Below are 22,368 nucleotides of genomic sequence, written 5' to 3'. Positions count from 1 at the left end.
TGAGCAACATTATTTTCTGTATTCTAAAATTCTTTCTTCAACAAGTGCATAATCATCGCCGATATATTCTCTGTAAAGATTGAATATTTCAAGCAATTTGTCTGCTGCTTCTGGCTGCTTAGACTGTTCTACTCTTTCCAGCCTCGGAAGATACCAGTTCATTAAGTAATATTCAAAACGATCTTCTAAATACTCGTTAATTAAATCATTTTCAGTTAAGAAGTTTATACGGTATTTTTCCAGTTTCAAGTATTTCTCAAAGAAAGACAAACCGATTGTATTCGTTACAGAATCAGCGACAGCTCCGTAATACATATGAATCACTTCATCAATGGCTTTTACTTTATTAGAATGAAGCAGCAATTCCTGATAGTAAATCGTATCCTGGCCAATAGCACCTTCCACCATTTTAATATTATTATCATCAATAATATTTTTACGTACAATCATCGCCTGGATACTCTGTGCTTTTAGGAACGAGCGTTTCAGGAAGCCTTTTGTATCATCAATCAGATTGCTCTTATAGTTGTAATGCTGAACAGTTTTATAATAGTTGAAAATGCTCTTTTCATTCTGGTCTTCTTTGACCATATTGCCGACTACCATATCGAGACTATCATCCGCTTCAATCTCTTCTAAAAGCCTGCTGAAGCCGTCTCCTGTCGCTTCATTATCCGGATCAAGGAAAGTGACCAATTCTGTTGAGGCAAGTTCTACACCCTTATTACGCGGCGTTGAGGCACTGCCTGATGCATTTTCAAATTCGTAATAAACAATGTCCGGATTCCGTCTGATTAATCGGTTTACTATATTGACTGTTTCTTCATCAGTTGAACCATCATTTATAAAAATAATTTCCATATCATCGTATACTGACTGTCGTTTTAAACTGCGCAGACATTTGTTCTCAAGGTATCTGCCGTTATTATGAATCGGTACAACAACACTCAGTTTATGCTGTCTGCTGCTCTTAGCCGGAAGGTCATCATGCAGAACAACTTCAGTATCATCAATATTCAAACCGGATAAGATTTTTTCTTTTACAGTGTCTATCCTAGCATCCGGTAAAATATTTAAATCAAACATTGTTAAAGCGATATCTGAGAAGTTATCGGTGTAGTTGTATTTCTCTTTAGTCATATCTTTTGTGACAAAATCAACGTCTGCATACTTAAATCCGCTGACCAGCTCTTCTATATAATTTTCTTCATAGTAATATTTTTCATTGTCGAAATAAGTCACAAAACGATACGGTGATAATCCGATATCGTCCAGTTCATCCTTATTAATGAAATCTATATTTTTGTAAGATTGAGCTTTAACCATCTGATCTGCTTGTTTATCTTCAGATTTCAGCACAACCAGTACCCTGGCCTTATCTACATTCAATTCATGTCCAAGTATCCCGTACATATATTGAATTCTATGATATGTCGTCTCATAATTCATCGTCTGGCGGATACCCGCAGAAGATATTTCTCTTATCGCTCTATCAGAAGTATGAGTTAAAAACTGTGGTACATCTGTTTTATAATTATAAATAAAGACATGAGGGAATTTACTGTTCACTCCGACTGAGAAGTTTGACAGCAGGATATTACCGAACGCCTGAAGCTCATACACTCTGTTTGCAAACATTGTATTTGAATATTTAACCGAGTTCACGTTAATCGCATTACGGTAGATTTTATGTGTTTTCATCAGTAAATCATGCGGTAAAGGATATGAAAGATACTTCATATATTTAGGCGGGAAATGATACCTTTTATTTTCCAGCTTTAAGTTGCGGTCAATAATCGTTAAATCTTTTCCTGACTTGATTACGCCGTCAAATGCCATTGCGGATTCCTGATTTCTTATTGGATATTTTACCATCCAGCTGCCGGCAAATATTACATCATCTTTATATTCTTTAAATTCAGGTGCATTTATACCGATTGGATTATGTTTATGCGGGTTGATTCCAAACTCCAGCTTATACACTCTGTCATGACCGACCGCTTCAACATAGCGGGGAATAATTTCTTCTGCTGAAGTAAAGACATAATCACATTTTTTCGCAATTTCTATAAACTGGTCATAGTTAACAGGATCCTCTTTTGAATAGAATAAAGCTGGTATATTTCTATCCTGCAGTTCTTGAATTAATTCATACAGATGGTGACGTTCTTCCGATTTGTCTTTAGAAACATTCTGCCAGCTGCCGTCAATGCCTTTCCAGGTTGTTGCAACGATAACAAAATCAAAATCTATATTAATATTGTCTTTGTCGTAGTTGATATAATGCAGGTTTACAACATCCTTATAGGCTTCATATAAAAATTCATCACAAATAATACCTACGTTTAAATCTATTTTCTTAAATACACGGGAACCGTTTGATTCTGTAACAAAGTCAGACAGTTCTTCTACTTTATCAACCAGTTCCGGTTTCCCTTGTTCGTTGAATAATTTATAGTATTCTTCCAGAGACAAATCATGGTATTGTGTCGACGTCGAGACATCTTTATTAAAAAGGTCTCCGTATGTATCAACATCATGAAATTTAGCCAGCTGGTATAGACCTAATAAGTAGTTATCTGAAATACTTACGTGAGGTAATACTGATTCGTTATTATTTACTGTCAATACAATCCACCTACTTTCTCATCTGCCAATATTTCGTCTGAAGTTTACCGAAGAATGATTGTTTAAGATTTTTATATCGGTTCTCAATATTTTTACGTTTTTCTTTTTCAGCTGCCAGTTCTTCCTGCAGCAATTCAATATCTTTATCAACAATTAAGTTGTTTACTTCTTCAGTATTCGAAGGTTCAATTTCAATAACCGTGTCTCTGAACTGGCTTTTCAGACGTTCAACCAGAGCTTTTGTCATTTTACGCTCTTCTGAAACGTTCTGAATCAAATCGTATACGACTGTTTCATCAAATGTGTATTGAGGTTCATATTCCGGAAGACTTTCCTTGTCATATTTCAGCTCGCTCATATCTGTCCAGTAATTCCCCATACCCGTTTTAACTTTAGCCAGATTTATATCTCTGAACATATGCACAATAGTAATCGGATATATTTTAGCTTCATCAACACGCACTTCAGATGTCAGGTTATTAAATTCATATAATTTAAAGTCATCGGTATAGCCTGTTACATTAATTTTTGCTCTTTCAGAGCGCACCAGCGTATCCGAAGAGAACCAGCCTTGAAGGCGATGTTTTTTAAACAGCGCCTCATATTCAATCCCGTCTTTAATCATAATAAATCTGGAATCAAGCATCTGGTCTTTTAACAGACTTAAGTTATTTTTAGCTACAACGAAGATTTGTTTATCCTGTTCCTGCATGAACTTATCAAGATCAAGTCTTACATGTTCACGCGGCTTTGAGTAAACAACAATAGATGTTTTTAATTCAGCCCAGCCAAGTTCATTACCCTCATACTCCAAATAGTAGTAATCTTTCTTATCCACTTTTCTGTGAGCCAGGACACGCATTATCTGTTTCTGATAATCTTTCAGCTCTCCAAGTTTTTTCATTGACTGTACTGACTGCAGTAAAGGTTTGTTCCCCTTTTCATAAATCCATACGTAATGACTGACATCAAATTCTTTAACATGTCTCAAAAATTTATCTAATTTATGTTCCATTTCTCTACCCCGCATTTATGTATTATTAAATTATAAAAAAAGAAAACTGCAGACAGGTCAGCTATTAACTTTGTCTACAGTTTTTATATTTATATTTATACTAGAATTTTTGAATATTACCGTAGTTGTAGTATTGCACTTCAGAGAAGTTATTCGGTACTACATTCTTCGTATCAAAGATCACTTTGTCTTTCATTGTTTCAAAATCGTTATCTGTTAAGATCTTGAATTCGCTGTGGTCGCTTAATACTAATACTAATGAAGAATCAGTCACTGCAGACTTCATGTCCTTCTCAACAAAGTCCATTTTCACGTGCGGATCGTAAGTATTTACTTCCAGTCCTTCTTCTTTACGAAGCAGTTCGTAAATATCAAACGCTGGTGATTCACGGATATCATCCACATCACCTTTATATGTTAAACCAAAGACAGTTACTTTGTTGCCGTTCAGTTTAGACAGCATTTTTTTAGTAATACTCACCACATATTCAGGCATAGACACGTTGATTGATCTTGATAACTGAATTAACGGAGATTCTTCCGGCGCTTCAGCAATAATGAAGTAAGGGTCTACAGCCAGGCAGTGTCCGCCGACACCAGGTCCCGGTGTGTGCAGGTTAACACGCGGATGCTTGTTAGCCATTTCAATTACTTCATGAACATTAATATCCAGACGGTTACAAATCATAGCAAGTTCGTTCGCTAATGCAATGTTCACGTCACGATAAGTATTCTCCATCAATTTAGACATTTCCGCTGTCTTAGCGTTTGTCTCAATCATTTCACCTTGTACAAATGTACCGTACACTTTCTTACCTGCCTCAACACACTGAGGGGTCATACCACCGACAATACGGTTGTTGTACACAAGTTCTTCCATAATCTGGCCAGGCAATACACGTTCCGGACAGTGGACTAAGAAAATGTCTTCCCCGATTTTAAAGCCCTGTTCTTCAAGGTAAGGCGCAACGTGGTCGTCCATCGTACGCGGTGCTATTGTTGATTCTACGATAACAGTATCACCTTTTTTAAGTAATGGAACAATCGATTTAACGCCGCTCATTACAATAGAGATATCTGCTGATTTGTGTTCATCATTATTGTTTGGTGTAGGAACCGCAATAATATATGCATCTGCTTCTTCTGCAGTTGTAGACGCTCTGAATTTGCCTGTTTCAAGTACTTCCTCCAGCGCTTCCTGCAATCCAGGTTCTTCGATGTGAATGGTTCCTCCATTCAGCATATCTACTGCTTCCTGTTTAATATCGACACCCAGTACATCAACTCCGTGTTTTGCAAACATAATTGATGTCGGCAATCCGATATAACCTAATCCTATTGTTGTTAGTTTCACTCTGAAAACACCCTACCTTTTCTTAAATAAATTAATCTGCTTTTCTTAGTATACCAAAACTTTTTACATTAAAAAGGTTAATTTTTTGTAAATAGTGATTTAATTCCTGTCTGTCGTTCTTTTTAGCACTTATAACGGTCACTGCACTGTCAGCCAGTTCTAAAAAAGCACCGTAATTTTCACACTCTTCAAAAGGCGGGCCAATAAGGAAAATATGGTCATAGTAGCTTTTCAGCGGACTTAATTTTGAGAGTACATTGTAGTCGTTAAACTTAGCCATCAATTCTTCTTCATCCATTTCTTCAACATGAATGATATCCAGTTTCTCAAAGGCTGAATGGTTGATTGCTTCACTTAAAAACATCGAATTTCTTAAAGTTGTAAACAAATTCGGTTTTGCTTTTGAATGAATATATTCTTCAACTGCCTGAGTGCTTCTGCTGTCTAGATTAACGACCAGCACCTTATCTTTTAATTCCGTCAGTATATAAGCAATATGCATCGCAGCATCAGTCACTGCCATTCTCTTATTTACAGAAGAGAATATTGTTTTGTTGTTAGGATTGTCGTGATTTTCATTTCTTATTGCCATAGCTGTATCATACAGCTTGTTAATCATATCTTCGTCAAAGTTATTGAATCTGTCTTCCGTTTCGCTCATAGTCTCACTCCTAGAAAGTACCAAGGGTTCTTTCACCAAGATAGTGCTCGATATCTTCTTCAGTACTTATATTTCTATTACTAAGCGCTGTCACAATACCGATGCCGGCACCGATTAACAGCGACAGTAAAATGATAATTATTTTTAAAGCGTCGTTTTGTGTCTCATAGACATTCGGAGCAGTGCTGTCAGTTGTTACAACACCTTCTTCAGCCAGTATATCCATAGCCTGGGCTTGAATGGAATTGTAATTAATTCCCGCTTCAGTCGTAATTGTCAGATGTAAAATGTCAGATCCCGACTGGCCGTCTGCAGCGGCTACAAGAATATTATCCGATGCCTTATTCACAGTTTCGTTAAACTGAATATTTAAATTTGCAATCGTATTTGGTTCGAGTCCGCTTTCTAAGGTATAATATTCTTCGTACGTTGTACTGGACGGTGGTATGAAGAAATTAACAGCTGTACCCACTACTCCGAGTGCCAATGTCCATATGATAATATTAAGTAAATTTTTCTTTAAAAAATACATACGCCGTCTCCTTCTCAGTGATTCATCTTATATTATACTATTAAGGCGGCGAAATAGAAAACATTCTACGAAAAATACCAAGGAGCATTTTTATGAAAATCGATATTATCGGCAGCCAGTTTGCCGGCCGTTTAACAGAATTCAGAAGTTTCCCATATGATGTAAATAATTTCGTGACGGGCCAAAGTTTCCTGTCACTCTTATCCAAGCCTTACCCGGTTGCAATGAAAGATCTCAACACATCGGACATCGTTGAAATCTCAACTGCGCACAGAGACTTAAACAAGGCGAATTTAAACAAGCTGCAGGAATCCCGGGCTGAAGTTTTAATGATTGATCTATTGAGCGAGATGAATACGCTTGTAAAATATAACGGGTCTTATTTCAACAGACAATCCTTCGAGTTGCTCGACGAGACAGTGGATTATGAAGAAGTCCGTAAAATTGAACAGTTCAAAGCGCTGAAACAGCATTTAAATAAAATTCTTGAACTGACATCCTTTTATAAACAGGTCATCTTAATAGACGTGCTTCCGAACAATGAACACGATGATTTTATTGCCGGCATCTATGAGCTCCTGTACAACAGCATTGACAATAAGCTTGTTCTGAGCGCTGATAATAAAGGCGTACCTGATGTGCTGGATGCTCCTATTGAAATATACGAAGGACTTGTCCAGCAGCTCAGAAAATTCAATTCTGACAACTACGAAAACCAGTTGCTCTTCGACGAAAAACTGGAAGATAACATTCTCTCTGTCTATATGAACTATATTGAACCGAGATACTATGTATACGAACTTTACAAAGACGGAAAACCATATAAGAAATCTCACCGTACAGATTCAAGATACTGTCAGTTTATACTGGATGAGCCGGGAAAATACCGTATTCGAGTGACTGCTGAAAGTGACAAAGCAAAACCGAGATTTTCTGAAACCTATGTCTATAAACCATTGACTGCCGGCAAAGAGAGTCCGGACGCTGAATATATAGAAATGCCTGACAGGAAAAACGAATGGATGCTGCAGGTTTTACTAAATAACATGAAAGTGAGAGGTCTTATCGGCAATCCTTATAAATATCCGGAAGGATATAATGGTATCGATGTATACCAGAGAGAAGAAATAAGGTCACCATATATACAAAAAGAGGATTTAACTGAAGTTTCCCTGGCCCTCCTTGAAAATATGTCTCCGGAGGATTTAAAAGATTTTGTTAATGAACACAAAACGCTTATCAACGAGGCTTCACCTGCCATGCAGAATTATATAAACTTTCTTCAACAGTAAAAAAGAGCTGCACTTTGTGCGGCTCTTTTTAGCTTGCTTTAATATCCAGCTTTTCATAAACTTTGACAAGTTTCTTAAGCAAAACTTTCCAGTCCCGGTTTTCAACAACCCACTCTCGGGCTGATTCTCCGATTGCTTCATTATTTAAGACGCTGATGACTGCTTCTTCAAATGCTTCCTGGTTATCCGCTTTAAAGTAAACCCCGTTGACCTGGTCAATCACCATTTCCTTCAGTGCATTGACGTCACTCACAATGACCCGCTTACCCATGGCCATAGCTTCATAAGTTTTAATCGGTGTCACGAGCTGGCAGACCAGTTTGTCCTGGCGCGGAAACGGCGCAATGTCAATGACAGAGTAGTAATCCTTCACCGTTTCAAAAGGCACCTTACCTGTAAAGATAATATCATCGCTTAAATTCTGCTCCAACACTTTCCTCTGAAGGGCGGCGCGGTGCTGTCCGTCACCGACTACAAGAAGCTTGAACCTCTCCGTAAATTCGTTACTGTTGTTCAGTGCTTCTACAGTATCAATAATTAATTCAAGTCCCTCGTAGTTCGTAATAGAACCTACAAAACCGAGTACTGTACTATCTTCAAGCTGGTAACGCTCAATAAGATCTTCGGATTTCTTCAAGGGTGATAATACTTCACTGTCTACTCCGTTAGGCAGCACAGTAATTTTTTCTGCAGCAATTCCTTTTAATATTAAATACTCTCTTAAACTTTCACTGATTACAATGACCTCGTCAGCATACTGGCAGCATAGTATTTCATAGTGTTCCTGCATATTAAAACGATCGGAATTAAAGAATTCAGGCACTTTCGACGTCTGGGTATGATGCCACAGACCGCGTACCTCATAAATCGTTTTAATATTCATCTGGTTGCCGAGACGGATAGCAGGCATGGCGTTTTGGAAGTTCGATGCCGCATGTATTGCTGCCGGCTTTTCTTCCATAACTATTTTATATAACTCATCTTTATAAACGTTGAAATACTTCCTTAAAGGCGTACGGTTTGTTAAATACTTATCCGAGCGGTCGATATAGTAAGTACGGTAATCCCCTTCATCAAGACCGGGTTTAGTGTAATTCTCATGTTCCGGCGACCATCCCAGTCTCGATGTAGCTACAGGCCGGTAGCCATAATCTTTCACTCTCGATACTATTTCATTCGTGCGGATAGTATAACCGTTAATTGCAGGCATGGCTTTATTCAGTACAAACAGCACTGTTTCACCGTCATCCTGATAAGGGCTGGCATCAGGCAGAGCTTTCGGCTGCCATTCGCTGTGAAACAGTTCATGCTCCTGCTCCGCCATCAGGAATTCTCCCGGGTACACTCTCGATGCAAACTGCTTTCTCATCTCCTGAAGTATTTTATATCTCTCGTCAATGTTCCCCATGACATGGTGAGAACGGATGAGTGAACGCAGGACGTCTGCATTATTCGGTTTAATCTCATAACCTTTACGGGCATGATAGAGCGAAGAACCGTACATTTTAAGATTGAACAGGTACATCGATAAGTTAATATGTATTTTTAGCTGCTTATCTAAGGTGCTGGAAATTATCAGTGCATCCAGCTTCTCTTTTTGACCTGCTGCAGCATAGTATCTCGCTAAAATGTAAGTATGGTTCTGCTTTCTGCCGGCACTCTTTTCAAGATAAGTAAAAATATAAAAAGGCAGTTCATAACGTTTGTTAACACGCTGCAGCTGGTTAATCACCGCGTTATATATTCTCGTTCTCTCACGGGCATTAAAGTTATGGTGAACGAATTTATCTGTTAAAGAACGAGTCTCTTCATCTATAAATAAAGTCGCGCTGTGAAAGACGTTCTGCAGCCGCTTATCGGAATTAAACATCTTTCTGCTGAGCGAATCATTAAAGTTTAAATGACGGTCAAGAACAAGTCTTCTGATGCTCATAATGTGCTGGGCATTTAAAGTAACTTCCGGCAGCAGTTTCATGATTTTATTCATCAGCATTTTAGTGCCTTTGTCGAAATGATAATAATTCAGGAGATTCTGCAGCCGGTCTGATTTCTTATCATTGGAACTTAAATTGAAGTCCAGCGTATCCACAGCAATCGGGTCTATGTATTTAAAAAGATTTTCATTGCTGTTGATGTGATCTACAAATAAGTCATTCAGCTCATCCAGATTTTTCTCTTTAGTAAAGTAGTTGTTAATCACGAGAACATAACCAAGATTCCGCATATTCTCATCTGTCTGGTCAATTTTCTCTTTAATTTCTGAAAAAGGCGCATTCGGGTCTATATCATCTAAGACAGTTGTCCGGTACTGAGACCATGAATATTTATAATATAAATCATCTTTCTCATGGTGATACAGCTCTTCAAGCTGCATCTTATTTTTGCCTGTCTGGCTGATCATCTTTTCAATTGTTTCATAATAGTTTTCTTTTATTAAATTCCTGACAAGCACTATCTGCTGCTCTTCTGTCAGTTCACCGAGAACATCGTATCCGGAATCAGTAATATTTACTACATCTTCATATCTTTTAAGATTGTAGTACAGCTTTGTTTTAAAAGGAATGAGCGCCTTATTCCGGTCGTTCGCCACCATTTCAAGAGACCCTTTGTAATTCTTTTCATGACGTAAAATCAGTGCTTTTAAATATGCTTCATAGTCATTCTGAAGTCGCATATGGTCTATTAAATCCATCAGCGTTAAATGCTCCGATTTACGGAGAAAATAACTGAGACCGGGCTCAGCTTTTCCGACTTTTTTAGTCAGGCTCAGCTTCAGAATATGTCTTGAGACGACAGGCATATTATATTTTAATGTTACGTATGAAATAATTCCTTGCAGGTATCTCATGGGCAATTCTCCTAATGTCTAATCTAAAATGAACTAATTCTCCATATTACATACATTCCTACTAATTTACCATACTATTTATAAACTGAATATCTGAAAAACGATACCGAACATCATAAACAGAAACAAGAGCGTACCGATAGCGACACTGTTCATATTTATTTTTTCTTTCGGCAGATCTAAATGCTGGCTCGCCTTCATCTGTTCGCCGACCATTTTATCTTTGTATTCTATCTGCTCATCTTTGGTCAGGTTTTTATACTGGTTAACAAACTCGGCATAGCTTTTAACCACATCTTTCATCTCACCGAACTGTTTCATTTCGCCGTACTGCACCCAGACTGCTTTATTACAGAACTGTCTGATTTGTCCGGTTGCATGGGAGACGAAGAAAATCGTCTTGCCCTGCTCCTGGAAGTCGCGCATGCGGTCGATACATTTATTGGCGAAAGTTTCATCTCCGACCGATAATGCTTCATCGACAATTAAAATATCGGGATCGGTATGAATCGCAATGGCAAAACCCAGTCTCGACTTCATACCACTCGAATAGTTTTTAATCGGCTGCTTAATGAATTCACCAAGTTCGCTGAATTTTAAAATATCATCGTAGCGGTCTGCAATCTGCTTTTCACTTAAGCCGTGCATGAGACACTTGATACGGATATTTTCTTCGCCCGTCAGTTCCTGATTCAGCCCCGCACTGATTGCAATTAAGGAAGTACGTCCGTTAATATGGATTTTGCCTTTGGACGGGACTGTCGCTTCAGCGATTAAATCTGACAGAGTGGTTTTACCAGAACCGTTTAACCCCAATATACCCACAGAATCCCCTGCATTAACTTCAAAATCGATATCTCTTAAGGCATAAAAGGGTTTTGCTTTATATAATTTACCGAAGGTCAGCAGTGATAATACTTTTGCAATCCGGTTTCTATTAATATCATATATTTTAGAGACGTTCTCTACTTTAACTTTATACATAATTATCCACCTTTATAGGTAATCCACCAGTCTGTCTTTATAGCGGTAATGCACCTGTACTCCTATAAAGAACAGGAAGAGCGTAATCGACCAAAAGAAGATGTGGTCGGAAACATCACCGTAAAAAGCCGGACCGTCAAATATCAGAGCATATCTGAAAGTCATTAAGAGATAAGCCAGCGGGTTAAACGCCATAATCGTTTCCATTAACGGCGGACGTCCCGCGGGTTCCCAAAAGATTGGTGTAATGAAGAAAAACATTCTCATGACGTTAGCCTGAATATTTTTAAAGTCTCTGATGAGTATATTAACTGACGACATGATTAAGCCGATGCTGTATGTAAAAATAATGGTCGCAAACATAAAGTAAAACCAGACCAGATAATGCAGCGGTTCCGAGTAGCCGTTCACGATACTGATGACGAGAACGATAACAGACATAATCATAAAAGTAATAACATTATTCGCCATCGACATAGATAACAGCACACTCGACGGAAACTTCATTTTAGTCACGAGTCCGATCTGGCTGCTGATTGCATTCGATGCTGCGTTTATACAGCCCGAGATAAAGCTGAAGGCAAAAATACCCGTTATCAGGTAAACCAGGAAGGGTACGTTCTGCACATCTCCCCGGTCTCCCCTTAGGCCGAGTCCGAAAATCACATAGAAGACTCCGACCTGAGCTGCCGGCATCAATATCGCCCACAGTATGCCAAGATAGTGGTTTGCATACTGCGCTTTAATATTATAGAGACTTAATTTCCAGATTAAATGAAGGTTCTCAAAGTTTTCTTTTAACAAAGCAAGGACGTTTTTCATTATGTAAGCTCCAATTTATAATTTCGAAATTAATTATACGCTTAAATTAAATAAGTGTCACTATACAATAGCGACACTTATTCTTTATAGCTCTATCATATTCTTCTCAGAGAGTTCAGTCAAAGACATTTCGAGCGCATATTTTACGTGTTCGATATGCAGCCCGCCCTGGGCATACACTGTGTATGGGGCTCTGATTGGTCCGTCTGCCGACAGTTCAAGAGACGCGCCCTGCACAAAGGTTCCTGCAGCCATAATAACAGGATTCTGATAGCCCGGGATTAAATCCGGTATCGGCATGAAGCGCGCATTTACCGGACTTGCTTTTTGAATCATCTGAGTGAATGTTATCATTTCTTCTTCATTATTAAACGATACACTCTGAATTAAGTCCGTACGCTCTTCTGTATATCTCGGTGAGGGTTTCATATTTAACTTTTCAAAAACATAGCTCATTAACAGCGCACCGTTAATAGATTCCATGACCGTATGCGGCGCCATAAAGAAGCCCTGGTACATATCAGTCAGTGCATTCAGGCTCGCGCCCATTTCCTTGCCAACGCCCGGCACTGTTAAACGGTAGCTTACGCGCTCGACAAGTTTTTCTTTGCCTGCAACGTAACCGCCCATCTTCGCAATACCGCCGCCCGGGTTTTTAATGAGCGAGCCTGCCATAATATCCGCACCCGCTTCCAGCGGTTCTCTCGTTTCGGCGAACTCACCGTAGCAGTTATCTACGAATACGATAATATTCGGGTGTTTTTCTTTTATCGTTTGTATAACAGCTTCTATTTCACCGACGTTCATCGATTTACGGTGTGAGTAGCCTCTAGAACGCTGAATGCCGATCATTTTTGTTTTTTCTGTAATTGATGACAGTATGCTTTTTGTATCGAACTGATCATCTTTTAAATCAACTGTATTAAATTCAACACCCATTTCTTTCAGGCTGCCGATATCATCTTCTGTCGTGCCGATTACTTTCTCAAGTGTATCGTATGGTGTTCCCGTAATATATAACAGCTCATCGCCGTGCTTCAAAAGGCTCAGCAGGACCAGGCTGATCGCATGCGTTCCTGATATAATCTGTGTTCTAACTAGAGCATCTTCCGCCTTAAACACATCTCTGTAGATTTCTTCCAGCTTATCCCGCCCGACATCGTCATAACCGTAGCCGGTCGTGCCGCTGAAGTCACTTTCTGTGACAGAGTGATTTGTAAAGGCCGCCATCACTTTTTTAAAGTTCTGGTAGGCAATATCCTTATTCTTTTTATAATACGGCTGCAATGCCTCTTCTGCTTGTTCTATGATGCTGCAAATCTTTTTTTCATTATTCACGTTCGTCATCCTTCTCTACTATACGTTCTGCAAAATTGCCCTCGGGTTCAAAACCGCTGACTTTAACTTTTTCTTCATAAAGCTTAAGTTCTTTAACGATTGTCTGTCTTTTTAATCTGTAAATCTTATCCTGTCTTGCCAGCGGAATTTCCGCATCATAGGCATCGAAATACTTCGTCATAAAGTTCTCGACATCCATTAATATATCCTGAGCCGGCATATTCATATTCACAAACTGATGCGGGTTTGCCGGCAGCAGTCTTTTCTCATCATTTAAATCTGTTTTATTAAACAGGATCAGCTGCGGAATATCTTTCATATTTAAGGAATCGATTAAATCCAGCACCGTATCGTACTGGCTCACAAGGTCTGGAACATTATTATCGATCACATGAATAATGAAATCACTGTCCGCCGCTTCTTCGAGCGTCGACTTAAAACTTTCTATTAAAGTCGTCGGCAGTTTTTGGATAAAACCGACCGTATCCGAAATAATGCACTGAAAACCTGACGGGAGAACCATTTCCCGGGTCAGCGGATCCAGGGTCGCGAACAGCTTGTCTTCCTGCAGCGTTTCCGCATTCGTCAGCTTATTGAACAGTGTCGACTTGCCCGCGTTCGTATAGCCGATCAGCGACACTTTCGTCACTTGATTCGAACGCCGCTTGTCGCGGTATCTTAAACGGTGTTCTTCAATGACAGCGAGCTGCCTTTTAATATCACGGATTCTTGTATTAATATGACGGCGGTCTGTTTCAAGCTTAGTTTCCCCCGGTCCTCTCGTACCAATTCCGGCACCGAGCCTCGACAGGTTGATGCCCTGGCCTTTTAAGCGCGGCACCAGATATTCAAGCTGGGCCAGTTCCACCTGCAGCTTGCCTGCTTTTGACTGAGCTCTTAAGCTGAAAATATCGAGAATGACCTGCGTCCTGTCGATCACACTCGTATCCAGTATATTTTCTATAGTGCGGTTCTGGCTCGCCAGAATCTCATCGTTAACGATAGCATAATCAATATCTTCATACTGCATTTTGACTTCTTCCAGAAAGCCGCTTCCCACATAACTCTTTCTGTCTATCGATGTGCGGTTCTGAATATGCGTGCCGATAATCTCTATGCCGATGGACTCACTCAGCTCTTTAAGCTCGCGCACTTCCGACTCCACGTCTTTATTTTGTACAGTGTTCGTCGCAAGGATTATTCCAGTATGTGTCATATTCATGACAAACACCTCCGATTTTTTCGTTTAATATTACAATATCATGTTTTAATCATATTAATAAGGCTATATTGTAGTATCAACTGTTGTATATAGAAAGTAAAGAAAGGAGGATCATAAGTGAAGGCAACTTTTTATGACCTCTCAGCGCAGGATGCAGACGGGAATCATATTGACATGAAGGATTTGGAAGGTAAAGTCGTTCTGATTGTCAATACAGCAAGTGAATGCGGTTTTAACAAACAGCTCGATGAGCTCGAAAAATTATACCGGAAATACCATGATATCGGTTTAGAGATTCTGGCATTTCCTTCAAATAACTTTATGAATCAGGAACCGTGCTCAGCAACAGAAGCACGCGACCTTTACGGCAGAGAACACGGTGTTTCTTATACTGTAATGGAGAAAACCGATGTTAAGGGAGAAAATATTCATCCGTTGTTTAAATACTTAACCGAAGAGAAATCCGGCTTAATCACCAATTCGATTAAGTGGAATTTCACTAAATTTCTGGTTACCAGAGAAGGCAAAGTAGTTAAACGCTATCCCCCTCAAAAACCGCCGCACGACATCGAAGATGACGTTGAAAAATATTTAGCTGGATAAAGCGGAAAACAGCCGGACTTTTGTCCGGCTGTTTTTTTACGCACGTATAAATGTACTGATTGCATGCTTATATATAATTTGAACTTTACCTTCTGAATCAAGTTCGACTACATACTTGTCGAAGCCGGTGATTTTCCCCTGCAGCTGGAAACCGTTCATTAAAAATACGGTAATTTCCTGCCCCGATTCTTTGTACTCCCCTAAAAACGAATCCTGCAAATTCATTTAATTCTCCCCTTTTGTTTGTAAGAATTGATATATATCTTTAATGATTATATCTGTATCTGTCTGCGCGATATCGTACCAGTGCACATCAAGCTGGTTGCGGAAAAAAGTCAGCTGCCGCTTCGCATACTGCCGTGAATGAGCCTGAATGCGCTCCCTTACTTCAGCGAGTGATGCTTCCCCTTTAAAATACGGCAAAAACTCCTTGTAGCCGATTGCCTGTCCCGCTGTCTCAGACAGCTTCTGTTTTTGCAATCCGCTCACTTCTTCCGTGAGACCGGTATTGAACATTGCCTCTACCCGTCTGTTAATACGGTCGTATATCACACTTCTGTCTGCTGTGAGACCTATTAAGAATGTATCATATTTCGGCTTTTGTGTATACGCTTTCTTTTCTTTACCACCAAGCTTTTCTTTCACCAGCCTGCGGATAATCCTCTTCCGGTTATTCGGATGAATGCCGCTTTTAGGCACCAGTTTTTCAAGCTCTGAAAACAGTTCTTCACTTGAAAAGTCCTCATATTCTTCAGTCAGCCGGTCAATATCTTCACGGCTTTCTTCATTAAACTGGTAGCCCTCAATCAGTGCTTTAATATAATGCCCGGTGCCGCCGACCAGCATTGGCAGTTTCCCGCGCCCTTCAATATCTGAAACAAGGCGCTCCACCTGACTTTGGAAGTCGGAAACAGAAAATGTTTCATTGGGGTTCAAAATATCAATCATATGATGCGGAACACCGTCCATTTCATCCTCGGTGATTTTACCGGTGCCGATATCCATGCCTCTGTATACCTGCATGGAGTCGCCGCTGATAATTTCAGCCTTAAATTTTTTAGCGACAGCTATGGATAAGGCGGTCTTTCCGATAGCTGTCGGTCCGACTAAGATAAGCAACTTACTTTTCGACATATGTTTCCACCCATTTGACAATATTAGAATAAACCGCGCCTCTGTTTTCTTCAAACAGCACTTCGTGCCGCCCGTTTGGCACGAGCTCCATTTTCACGTTATTAAAATGGCGCTGCAGCCGCCAATTTAGAAGTTCATAATCTCTGCCGAAATGCGAAAATGGATCATCCATGCCGCCGATTAATAAGTAAGGGATGTCCCTGTATTTTTTAAGACACTTTGAAGAATCAACGTAGCGGATGTTTTTCAGTATTTCAGCAAGTGCTCTTACGCTCATCTTCTGGCCGGCATGCGGGTCGGTGTTATAGGCATGGATGTTGTCGTCATCCGCCGACAGCCAGCGGTTTTTAACAGTACCCTTAAAGTTGCCGTCGTAGCCGAGAAACGATAATTTGTTAATCAGTCTCGATTTCGTGCCGGGGATTAACTTAGAGAGTCCCTGCATCAAGACGTGAGACAGCGTATCAGAAAAACGGACCTTGCTGCCGGTGCCGACAATGACACCCGCATCGTAAAGGTCTTCTTCGAGCAGTCTTCTGAGCAGAATGGAGCCCATCGAATGTCCGAGTCCAATATGAGGAAGGTCCTCGGGCATAGCCTTCTTGACGATCTTCGCATCTTCGAGCAGGTCTTCAAAAGAAGAGAAGTGGCCGAGATTGCTTAACTTCTCATCGCTGCCGTGCCCTCTGTGGTTATGAATAACACAGTGAATATCATTTAAGACGAGATACATCAGAAACTCCTTATAGCGTCCTTTATGATCGGCCATGCCGTGCAGGATTTGAATGCTCGCCTTCGGCTTTTTTGGCGCATAATGCGTCACTGAAATACTCCTGTCTTTATTTTTCATCGTACGGTTAATAATCTTCAATTTAAGCCCCCCTACTTCATAATCCGGTTAAACAGCCGTTCTATTTCATACGTTGTCATATGAATAATCACCGGCCGGCCGTGCGGGCAGGTGTACGGCGAAGCACATTTTCCGAGCTCCTCGAGCAGTGCTGCCATCTGGTTTTTATCGAGGTAATGATTCGCTTTAATCGACTGCTTGCAGCTCATCATAATGGACATTTCTTCCCGGTACTTATTCACATCGAAACGGTCCGTTTCTGTAATAAATTCAATTAAGTCATTGATATCCTCTTCCGGATTTTTTGCTTTAATCCAGGATGGATAACGGGATACCGTGTACTGTTTAACGCCGCTTTTTTCAATATCGAAACCGAGTGACTGCAGTTCGGTAAGCTTCTCATCGATAGTAATCACATCGTCAAAGCTGAATTCGAAAGTGTAAGGAATTAAGAGCGGAATGCCGTCGTCTTCCTTAATAATATTCGCGTAAATATATTCGTATTTAATGCGCTCCTGAGCAGCGTGCTGATCCATGAGATACATGCCTGTTTCGTTCTGCATAATAATATAAGTGCCGTGCAGCTGGCCGATAATTTCTAAATAAGGCAGTTTTTCTTTTTGCGGCAGCGGCTCCTTGTTAACGTAGGCAGGCGCATCTTTTGGTGCTGACTTTTTCGGTGCTGCCGGCGCCTCCTGGAAGGGATTCGTGTAAGCTGGTTTTTGCTGAGTATGCCCTTGTTCCGGCCGCTCTTTAAACGTTTCCGGTGCTTGACGGACGGGCGGTGTGTAGCTGTCAATATGCTCCCTGATCTGTTCATGGCGCGCTGTAAAATCAATAGCTGTCTGTTCAGGCTTTTCATTTTTCGGCATTTTATGTTCCACTTCCGGAATCAGTTCCGTTTCCATCAAGGCTTCTTTAACCGCTCTTTCGGTCAGTTTTAACAGTTCTGCTTCCTTCGACAGTTTCACTTCCACTTTCGACGGGTGAACGTTGACATCGATCAGCTTCGGATCCATAGTGACATTTAAAAAGGCGAGCGGATACTTATCTTTCGGCTGCAGCGTATGATAGGCGTTAATAATACTCTGAGACAGTTTAAAATGACGGACATGCCTGTGATTAATACTTAAATTAATATAATTGCGGTTGCTTCTTGTCACTTCGGGTCTCACGATATACCCTTCGATTTTATAGTCCGGACTTTCCGCTTGAACTTCGAGCGTGTTGCTCGAAACCTGGATGCCGTACAGAATGTTGATGACTTCTTTCAGATTGCCGTTGCCGGTCGTTTTAAAGCGGTCCTTTCCTTCAAAAACCAGCCGGAAGCTGACATTCGGATAATTTAAAGCCATCCGCTGCATAATATCGATAATTTTACCCGCTTCAGTGCGCAGATTTTTAATATATTTTAAGCGGGCTGGTGTATTGAAGAATAAGTCTTCAATTTCAATAATCGTCCCGCGGCGTTCGTGCCAGACGGTATCTTCATCATACTTCCCGCCGGCGTAAACAATTTTAAAAGGCGTTGAGTCCTCCCGCATGCTCTCCAAAGTCACTTTGGCGACTGCACCGATACTGGCGAGGGCTTCCCCCCGGAAGCCGAGCGAACGGATTTCAAACAGCTCGTAAGCCGTATCGATTTTACTCGTCGCATGTCTTTCAAATAACAGCATGCGGTCCTCATAATCGATGCCGCGGCCGTTGTCGACCACCTTAATCGACTCCATGCCGCTGTTTTTGATAAAGACTTCGATGACCGTAGAATGGGCGTCGAGCGAATTTTCAACAATTTCCTTGACGATGGAACTCGGACGCTCGACCACCTCGCCTGCGGCGATTTTATTTTGTATATGAGCGGGCAGTACGTGTATCTGTCCCATTTTCTATTCCTCCCCGCGTGCCTGATTGTATAGCTTGTGCAGTGTGTTCAGCGCCTCCATCGGCGTCATATTATTTAAATCAAGCGATGTTAATTCGGTTAAGAGATTTGCTTCGTCTTTAGATACTGTTTCACTGTCGTCGAGCGGCAGCTCCAGCTGGAAGATATCATTTTGTGCCTTCTGAGGCGTTTCCTGTTTTCTGTTTTCAAATGAAGTCAAATAGTCAGCTGCAAGTTCCGTCACCCGGTCCGGCAGTTCTGCCAATTTCGCCACGTGAATACCGTAGCTTTTTTCTACCGCTCCCGGTTTCACCTTGTGCAGGAAGACGAGTTTGCCGTCGTATTCCGTCGCTTTAACGTGGACGTTCCGGAGTCCCGGCAGCGTGTCTTCCAGATTCGTCAGTTCATGGTAGTGAGTCGAAAACAGCGTCTTCGCTCCAATTTCATCGTGTATATAAACGAGCATAGCCTGGGCGAGCGCCATGCCGTCATAAGTGCTCGTGCCGCGGCCGATTTCATCGAATATAAGCAGCGAGTCTTTCGTCGCGTGCTGGAGCGCGGTATTAGCTTCCATCATTTCAATCATAAAGGTCGATTTGCCGCTCGATAAGTCGTCGCTTGCCCCGATACGCGTATAAATCGCATCGAATATCGGCAGCTCAGCGCTTGCCGCAGGCACCCTCATACCAATCTGGGCCATAATAATAATGAGTGCCACCTGGCGCATATAGGTCGACTTACCGGACATATTCGGACCGGTAATCAGATAAATAAAACTGTCATCGCTCATCGTGAGATCGTTCGGCACATAAGTATTTTCATTCAGCATGCGCTCAACAATCGGATGCCGCGCGTCTTTTAAGCTGATGGATTTGTCTTCTGTAAATTCCGGTGTGGTCAGATGGAAATCGTTTGACACCAGGGCGAATGATATCAGCGTATCGAGTGTCGAGATTTGCTCAGCCGTCTGCTGCAGGCGGGTAATGTAAGCCATCATATCCGTTCTGAGTTCAGTGAACATATCGAATTCGAGCTTAATACTGTCGTCCTCTGCTGTTAAAATCTGACTTTCCATTTCCTTCAGTTCAGGCGTGATAAAACGCTCGGCATTGGTGAGCGTCTGCTTGCGGTTGTACTCAAATTTCTCCGCATCGAAGTTTACCGCCTGACCCTTGGAAATTTCGAGGTAGTAGCCGAATACTTTGTTAAAGCCGATTTTTAAGTTTTTAATGCCCGTTCGTTCTTTTTCCGTCTCGAGGTAATTGTTCAGCCAGGTGCGTGCATTGTTACTGATATCACGGAGTTTATCGAGTTCTTCATTGACACCGTCTTTAAAGATTTTTCCTTCGCGGACGGTTTTCGGCGGCGTGTCGGTAAGAACTACTAGGCGTTCATATGCATCTTCCAGGCTGTCGAAGTTTTGGAATGTTTTGTTGTCTGTCAGTTTTAGTGATTCAAGCACTGCTTTTAAGTCCGGCAGTCCATGTAGTGAATCGCGCAGCTGAACGAGATCTTTCACGTCGACGTTGTTAAAAGCAAGACGGCCGACCAGCCGTTCGATATCGTATACGTGATTTAAAATACCGGACAGCTGTTCGCGTTCGGTAAAGTTGTCGATTAGAGTCGTCACGATATTCTGGCGGTTGACTATCTCCTGTTTTGAGACGAGCGGCCGCTCGATCAGTTTTCTGAGCTGGCGTTTCCCCATCGGTGTTTCCGTCCGGTTTAAGTACCAGAACAGCGACCCTTTTACTTTTTTAGTCTGAATGTTTTCTAAGAGTTCCAGGTTCGAAATCGCCGCATAGTTCAGTTTCATAAATGTATTAATCCGGTGTTTTTCCACCGTTTTTAAATGTTTCAGTTCTTGCATATTCTGTTTACGGATGTAGTTCAGGAGCAGGTTAATCGCCTGATGTTCATCGACATCCGCTTCATAGTCGTAATCAGCCGGTTCATCCGCTTCAAATACTGTGTAGAGCGGCGGATCGTTATAAATCCGGTGGATCAGCTGCTCGCTTTCTTTGTTTGTGACGAGCTCCCTTGCACCGAGTGTTTCTATTTCGCTTTTCAGCTCCGTTTTGTCATCGGTGCTGAAAGCAAATATTTCACCTGTTGAAATATCGGCGTAGCTGACTTCTGTTTTATCATTTTTTTCACAGAGTGCCAGAATAAAGTTGCTTGCACCGTCGTCCATACCGAAGTCATCGATTAAGGTTCCCGGTGTAATCACCCGGACCACTTCTCTTTTGACCATGCCTTTAACCGCTCTCGGATCTTCCATCTGCTCGCAGATCGCCACTTTAAAGCCGTTTTCGATCAGCTTTGCGATATAGTTTCGCGCAGAATGGTACGGCACGCCGCACATCGGTATCGGATCCTTGCTTTTATCGCGTGAAGTTAATGTAATTTCGAGCACTTTTGCAGCCGTGACTGCATCGTCGTAAAACAGCTCGTAAAAGTCTCCCAGTCTGAATAAAAGCAAGCTGTCCGGATGATTATCTTTAATTGAAAAATACTGTTTCATCATCGGTGTTGGTTCCCGCATCTTAACACTTCCTAAATTAATCTTGTCGTATTATTATAACATGCACGAACGCTTATATCCGCAGTAAGACCCCGTGTTTTTCCAATTGTTTTAAGATGATGTAGGACGTAATGGCGCCGATTAGACTCGATACTAAGAAAGCTGCTGCGACCACTGTGAAAATTTGTGCATCGAGTTCAAGGATGATAATCAGCGGGTAAAGGCTGAGCGCACCGATGACGCCGGTGCCGATGATTTCGCCGAGGGCCGCAAGCGACAGCTTTTTAGAGTATTTGTAGAGCAGCCAGGCTAAGAGCGCGCCGATCATGCTGCCGGGATAAGCGAAGACGGTGCCCGTGCCGAATAGAATTCTGATCGTCGACGAGATAAAAGCCTGGACGATAACCCAGGGGCCGGTGAGTACCGCACCGAGTACGTTGATCAGGTGCTGCATGGGCGCCGCGCGGATAATGCCGATTGGAATAGTGACTAGCGTACTTAAAATAACGTTTAAAGCGACAAAAGCTGCGGTGAATGTCATGTTTTTAGTTAATTTGTTGATGGTGGTGCCTCCTATTTGAATTATTGGTGATGGAATGTGTGGCTTGATGCGTTGGCGTGACGGAAGCTCATGTATACGAAAGACACGATGCGTTGGCGTGACGGAAGCTCATGTATA

Annotated in this window: 18 protein-coding genes; 2 read left to right on the top strand and 16 right to left on the bottom strand. The window is 41.4% G+C overall.

The annotated features are described in order from the left end of the window. Positions 1-9 precede the first annotated feature (9 nt). The 5 genes from MHH58_RS05050 to MHH58_RS05030 all read right to left on the bottom strand — a co-directional run bounded on the left by MHH58_RS05050 (position 10) and on the right by MHH58_RS05030 (position 6,190). On the bottom strand, positions 10-2,628 hold the full coding sequence (locus MHH58_RS05050; protein ID WP_341345204.1) for a glycosyltransferase: 2,619 nt from the start codon (positions 2,626-2,628) through the stop codon (positions 10-12). A 10-nt stretch (positions 2,629-2,638) separates the two neighbouring features. Next, positions 2,639-3,643 (bottom strand): SH3-like domain-containing protein, encoded by a 1,005-nt coding sequence (locus MHH58_RS05045; protein WP_341345203.1) that lies wholly within the window; start codon positions 3,641-3,643, stop codon positions 2,639-2,641. Between the two features lie 100 nt (positions 3,644-3,743). Continuing rightward, the gene (locus tag MHH58_RS05040) at positions 3,744-4,997 is read right to left on the bottom strand and encodes a nucleotide sugar dehydrogenase (RefSeq protein WP_341345202.1); all 1,254 of its coding nucleotides are present in this window, start codon (positions 4,995-4,997) and stop codon (positions 3,744-3,746) included. 31 nt (positions 4,998-5,028) lie between these two features. Further along, positions 5,029-5,658, bottom strand: a complete 630-nt coding sequence (locus MHH58_RS05035; RefSeq protein ID WP_341345201.1) for a ParA family protein — start codon at positions 5,656-5,658, stop codon at positions 5,029-5,031. A 10-nt stretch (positions 5,659-5,668) separates the two neighbouring features. Next, a complete protein-coding gene (locus MHH58_RS05030) occupies positions 5,669-6,190 on the bottom strand; it encodes a hypothetical protein (protein WP_341345200.1) in 522 nt (173 codons plus the stop codon). A 92-nt stretch (positions 6,191-6,282) separates the two neighbouring features. Between MHH58_RS05030 and MHH58_RS05025 the strand changes: the two genes are divergently transcribed. Next, on the top strand, positions 6,283-7,482 hold the full coding sequence (locus MHH58_RS05025) for a hypothetical protein (protein WP_341345199.1): 1,200 nt from the start codon (positions 6,283-6,285) through the stop codon (positions 7,480-7,482). A gap of 28 nt (positions 7,483-7,510) precedes the next feature. On the opposite strand, the gene MHH58_RS05020 is transcribed toward MHH58_RS05025, so the two are convergent. The 5 genes from MHH58_RS05020 to hflX form a co-directional block, all read right to left on the bottom strand. After that, complete coding sequence (locus MHH58_RS05020) at positions 7,511-10,330, bottom strand: glycosyltransferase family 4 protein (protein WP_341345198.1); 2,820 nt, start codon at positions 10,328-10,330, stop codon at positions 7,511-7,513. Between the two features lie 78 nt (positions 10,331-10,408). Continuing rightward, entirely contained in the window at positions 10,409-11,317 is a 909-nt protein-coding gene (locus MHH58_RS05015) for an ABC transporter ATP-binding protein (protein ID WP_135095586.1), read from the bottom strand. 9 nt (positions 11,318-11,326) lie between these two features. Beyond that, positions 11,327-12,136: an ABC transporter permease gene (locus MHH58_RS05010; RefSeq protein ID WP_341345197.1), complete on the bottom strand. Its 810-nt coding sequence runs from the start codon at positions 12,134-12,136 to the stop codon at positions 11,327-11,329. Positions 12,137-12,220: 84 nt separating this feature from the next. Further along, positions 12,221-13,483, bottom strand: a complete 1,263-nt coding sequence (locus MHH58_RS05005) for a methionine gamma-lyase family protein (protein ID WP_341345196.1) — start codon at positions 13,481-13,483, stop codon at positions 12,221-12,223. Continuing rightward, positions 13,467-14,696 carry a GTPase HflX gene (gene hflX / locus MHH58_RS05000; RefSeq protein ID WP_341345195.1) on the bottom strand — a complete coding sequence of 410 codons (1,230 nt, stop codon included), beginning with the start codon at positions 14,694-14,696 and terminating at the stop codon, positions 13,467-13,469. The genes MHH58_RS05005 and hflX overlap by 17 nt, the downstream gene beginning before the upstream one ends. A gap of 117 nt (positions 14,697-14,813) precedes the next feature. Here hflX and MHH58_RS04995 point away from each other — a divergent pair, with 117 nt between their 5' ends. Continuing rightward, a complete protein-coding gene (locus tag MHH58_RS04995; RefSeq protein WP_341345194.1) occupies positions 14,814-15,299 on the top strand; it encodes a glutathione peroxidase in 486 nt (161 codons plus the stop codon). A 36-nt stretch (positions 15,300-15,335) separates the two neighbouring features. On the opposite strand, the gene hfq is transcribed toward MHH58_RS04995, so the two are convergent. From hfq to thiW, 6 genes are read right to left on the bottom strand one after another with little or no spacing between them, the layout of a single operon-like run. Then, entirely contained in the window at positions 15,336-15,524 is a 189-nt protein-coding gene (gene hfq / locus MHH58_RS04990) for an RNA chaperone Hfq (RefSeq protein WP_341345193.1), read from the bottom strand. Then, positions 15,525-16,433 (bottom strand): tRNA (adenosine(37)-N6)-dimethylallyltransferase MiaA, encoded by a 909-nt coding sequence (miaA, locus tag MHH58_RS04985; RefSeq protein WP_341345192.1) that lies wholly within the window; start codon positions 16,431-16,433, stop codon positions 15,525-15,527. Continuing rightward, the gene (locus MHH58_RS04980) at positions 16,420-17,304 is read right to left on the bottom strand and encodes an alpha/beta hydrolase (RefSeq protein ID WP_341345191.1); all 885 of its coding nucleotides are present in this window, start codon (positions 17,302-17,304) and stop codon (positions 16,420-16,422) included. Before MHH58_RS04980 ends, miaA begins: the two co-directional genes overlap by 14 nt. An 11-nt stretch (positions 17,305-17,315) precedes the next feature. Next, entirely contained in the window at positions 17,316-19,166 is a 1,851-nt protein-coding gene (gene mutL / locus MHH58_RS04975; RefSeq protein ID WP_341345190.1) for a DNA mismatch repair endonuclease MutL, read from the bottom strand. Between the two features lie 3 nt (positions 19,167-19,169). Continuing rightward, entirely contained in the window at positions 19,170-21,710 is a 2,541-nt protein-coding gene (mutS, locus tag MHH58_RS04970) for a DNA mismatch repair protein MutS (protein WP_341345189.1), read from the bottom strand. A 52-nt stretch (positions 21,711-21,762) separates the two neighbouring features. Beyond that, on the bottom strand, positions 21,763-22,230 hold the full coding sequence (thiW, locus tag MHH58_RS04965) for an energy coupling factor transporter S component ThiW (RefSeq protein ID WP_341345188.1): 468 nt from the start codon (positions 22,228-22,230) through the stop codon (positions 21,763-21,765). Between the last annotated feature and the right edge of the window lie 138 nt (positions 22,231-22,368).

It is taken from the genome of Jeotgalicoccus sp. FSL K6-3177 (assembly GCF_038050175.1).
Lineage (GTDB): Bacteria > Bacillota > Bacilli > Staphylococcales > Salinicoccaceae > Jeotgalicoccus > Jeotgalicoccus nanhaiensis.
Note: the sequence above shows the minus strand (reverse complement) of the source record. Positions and strands in the feature narration are given on the sequence as shown.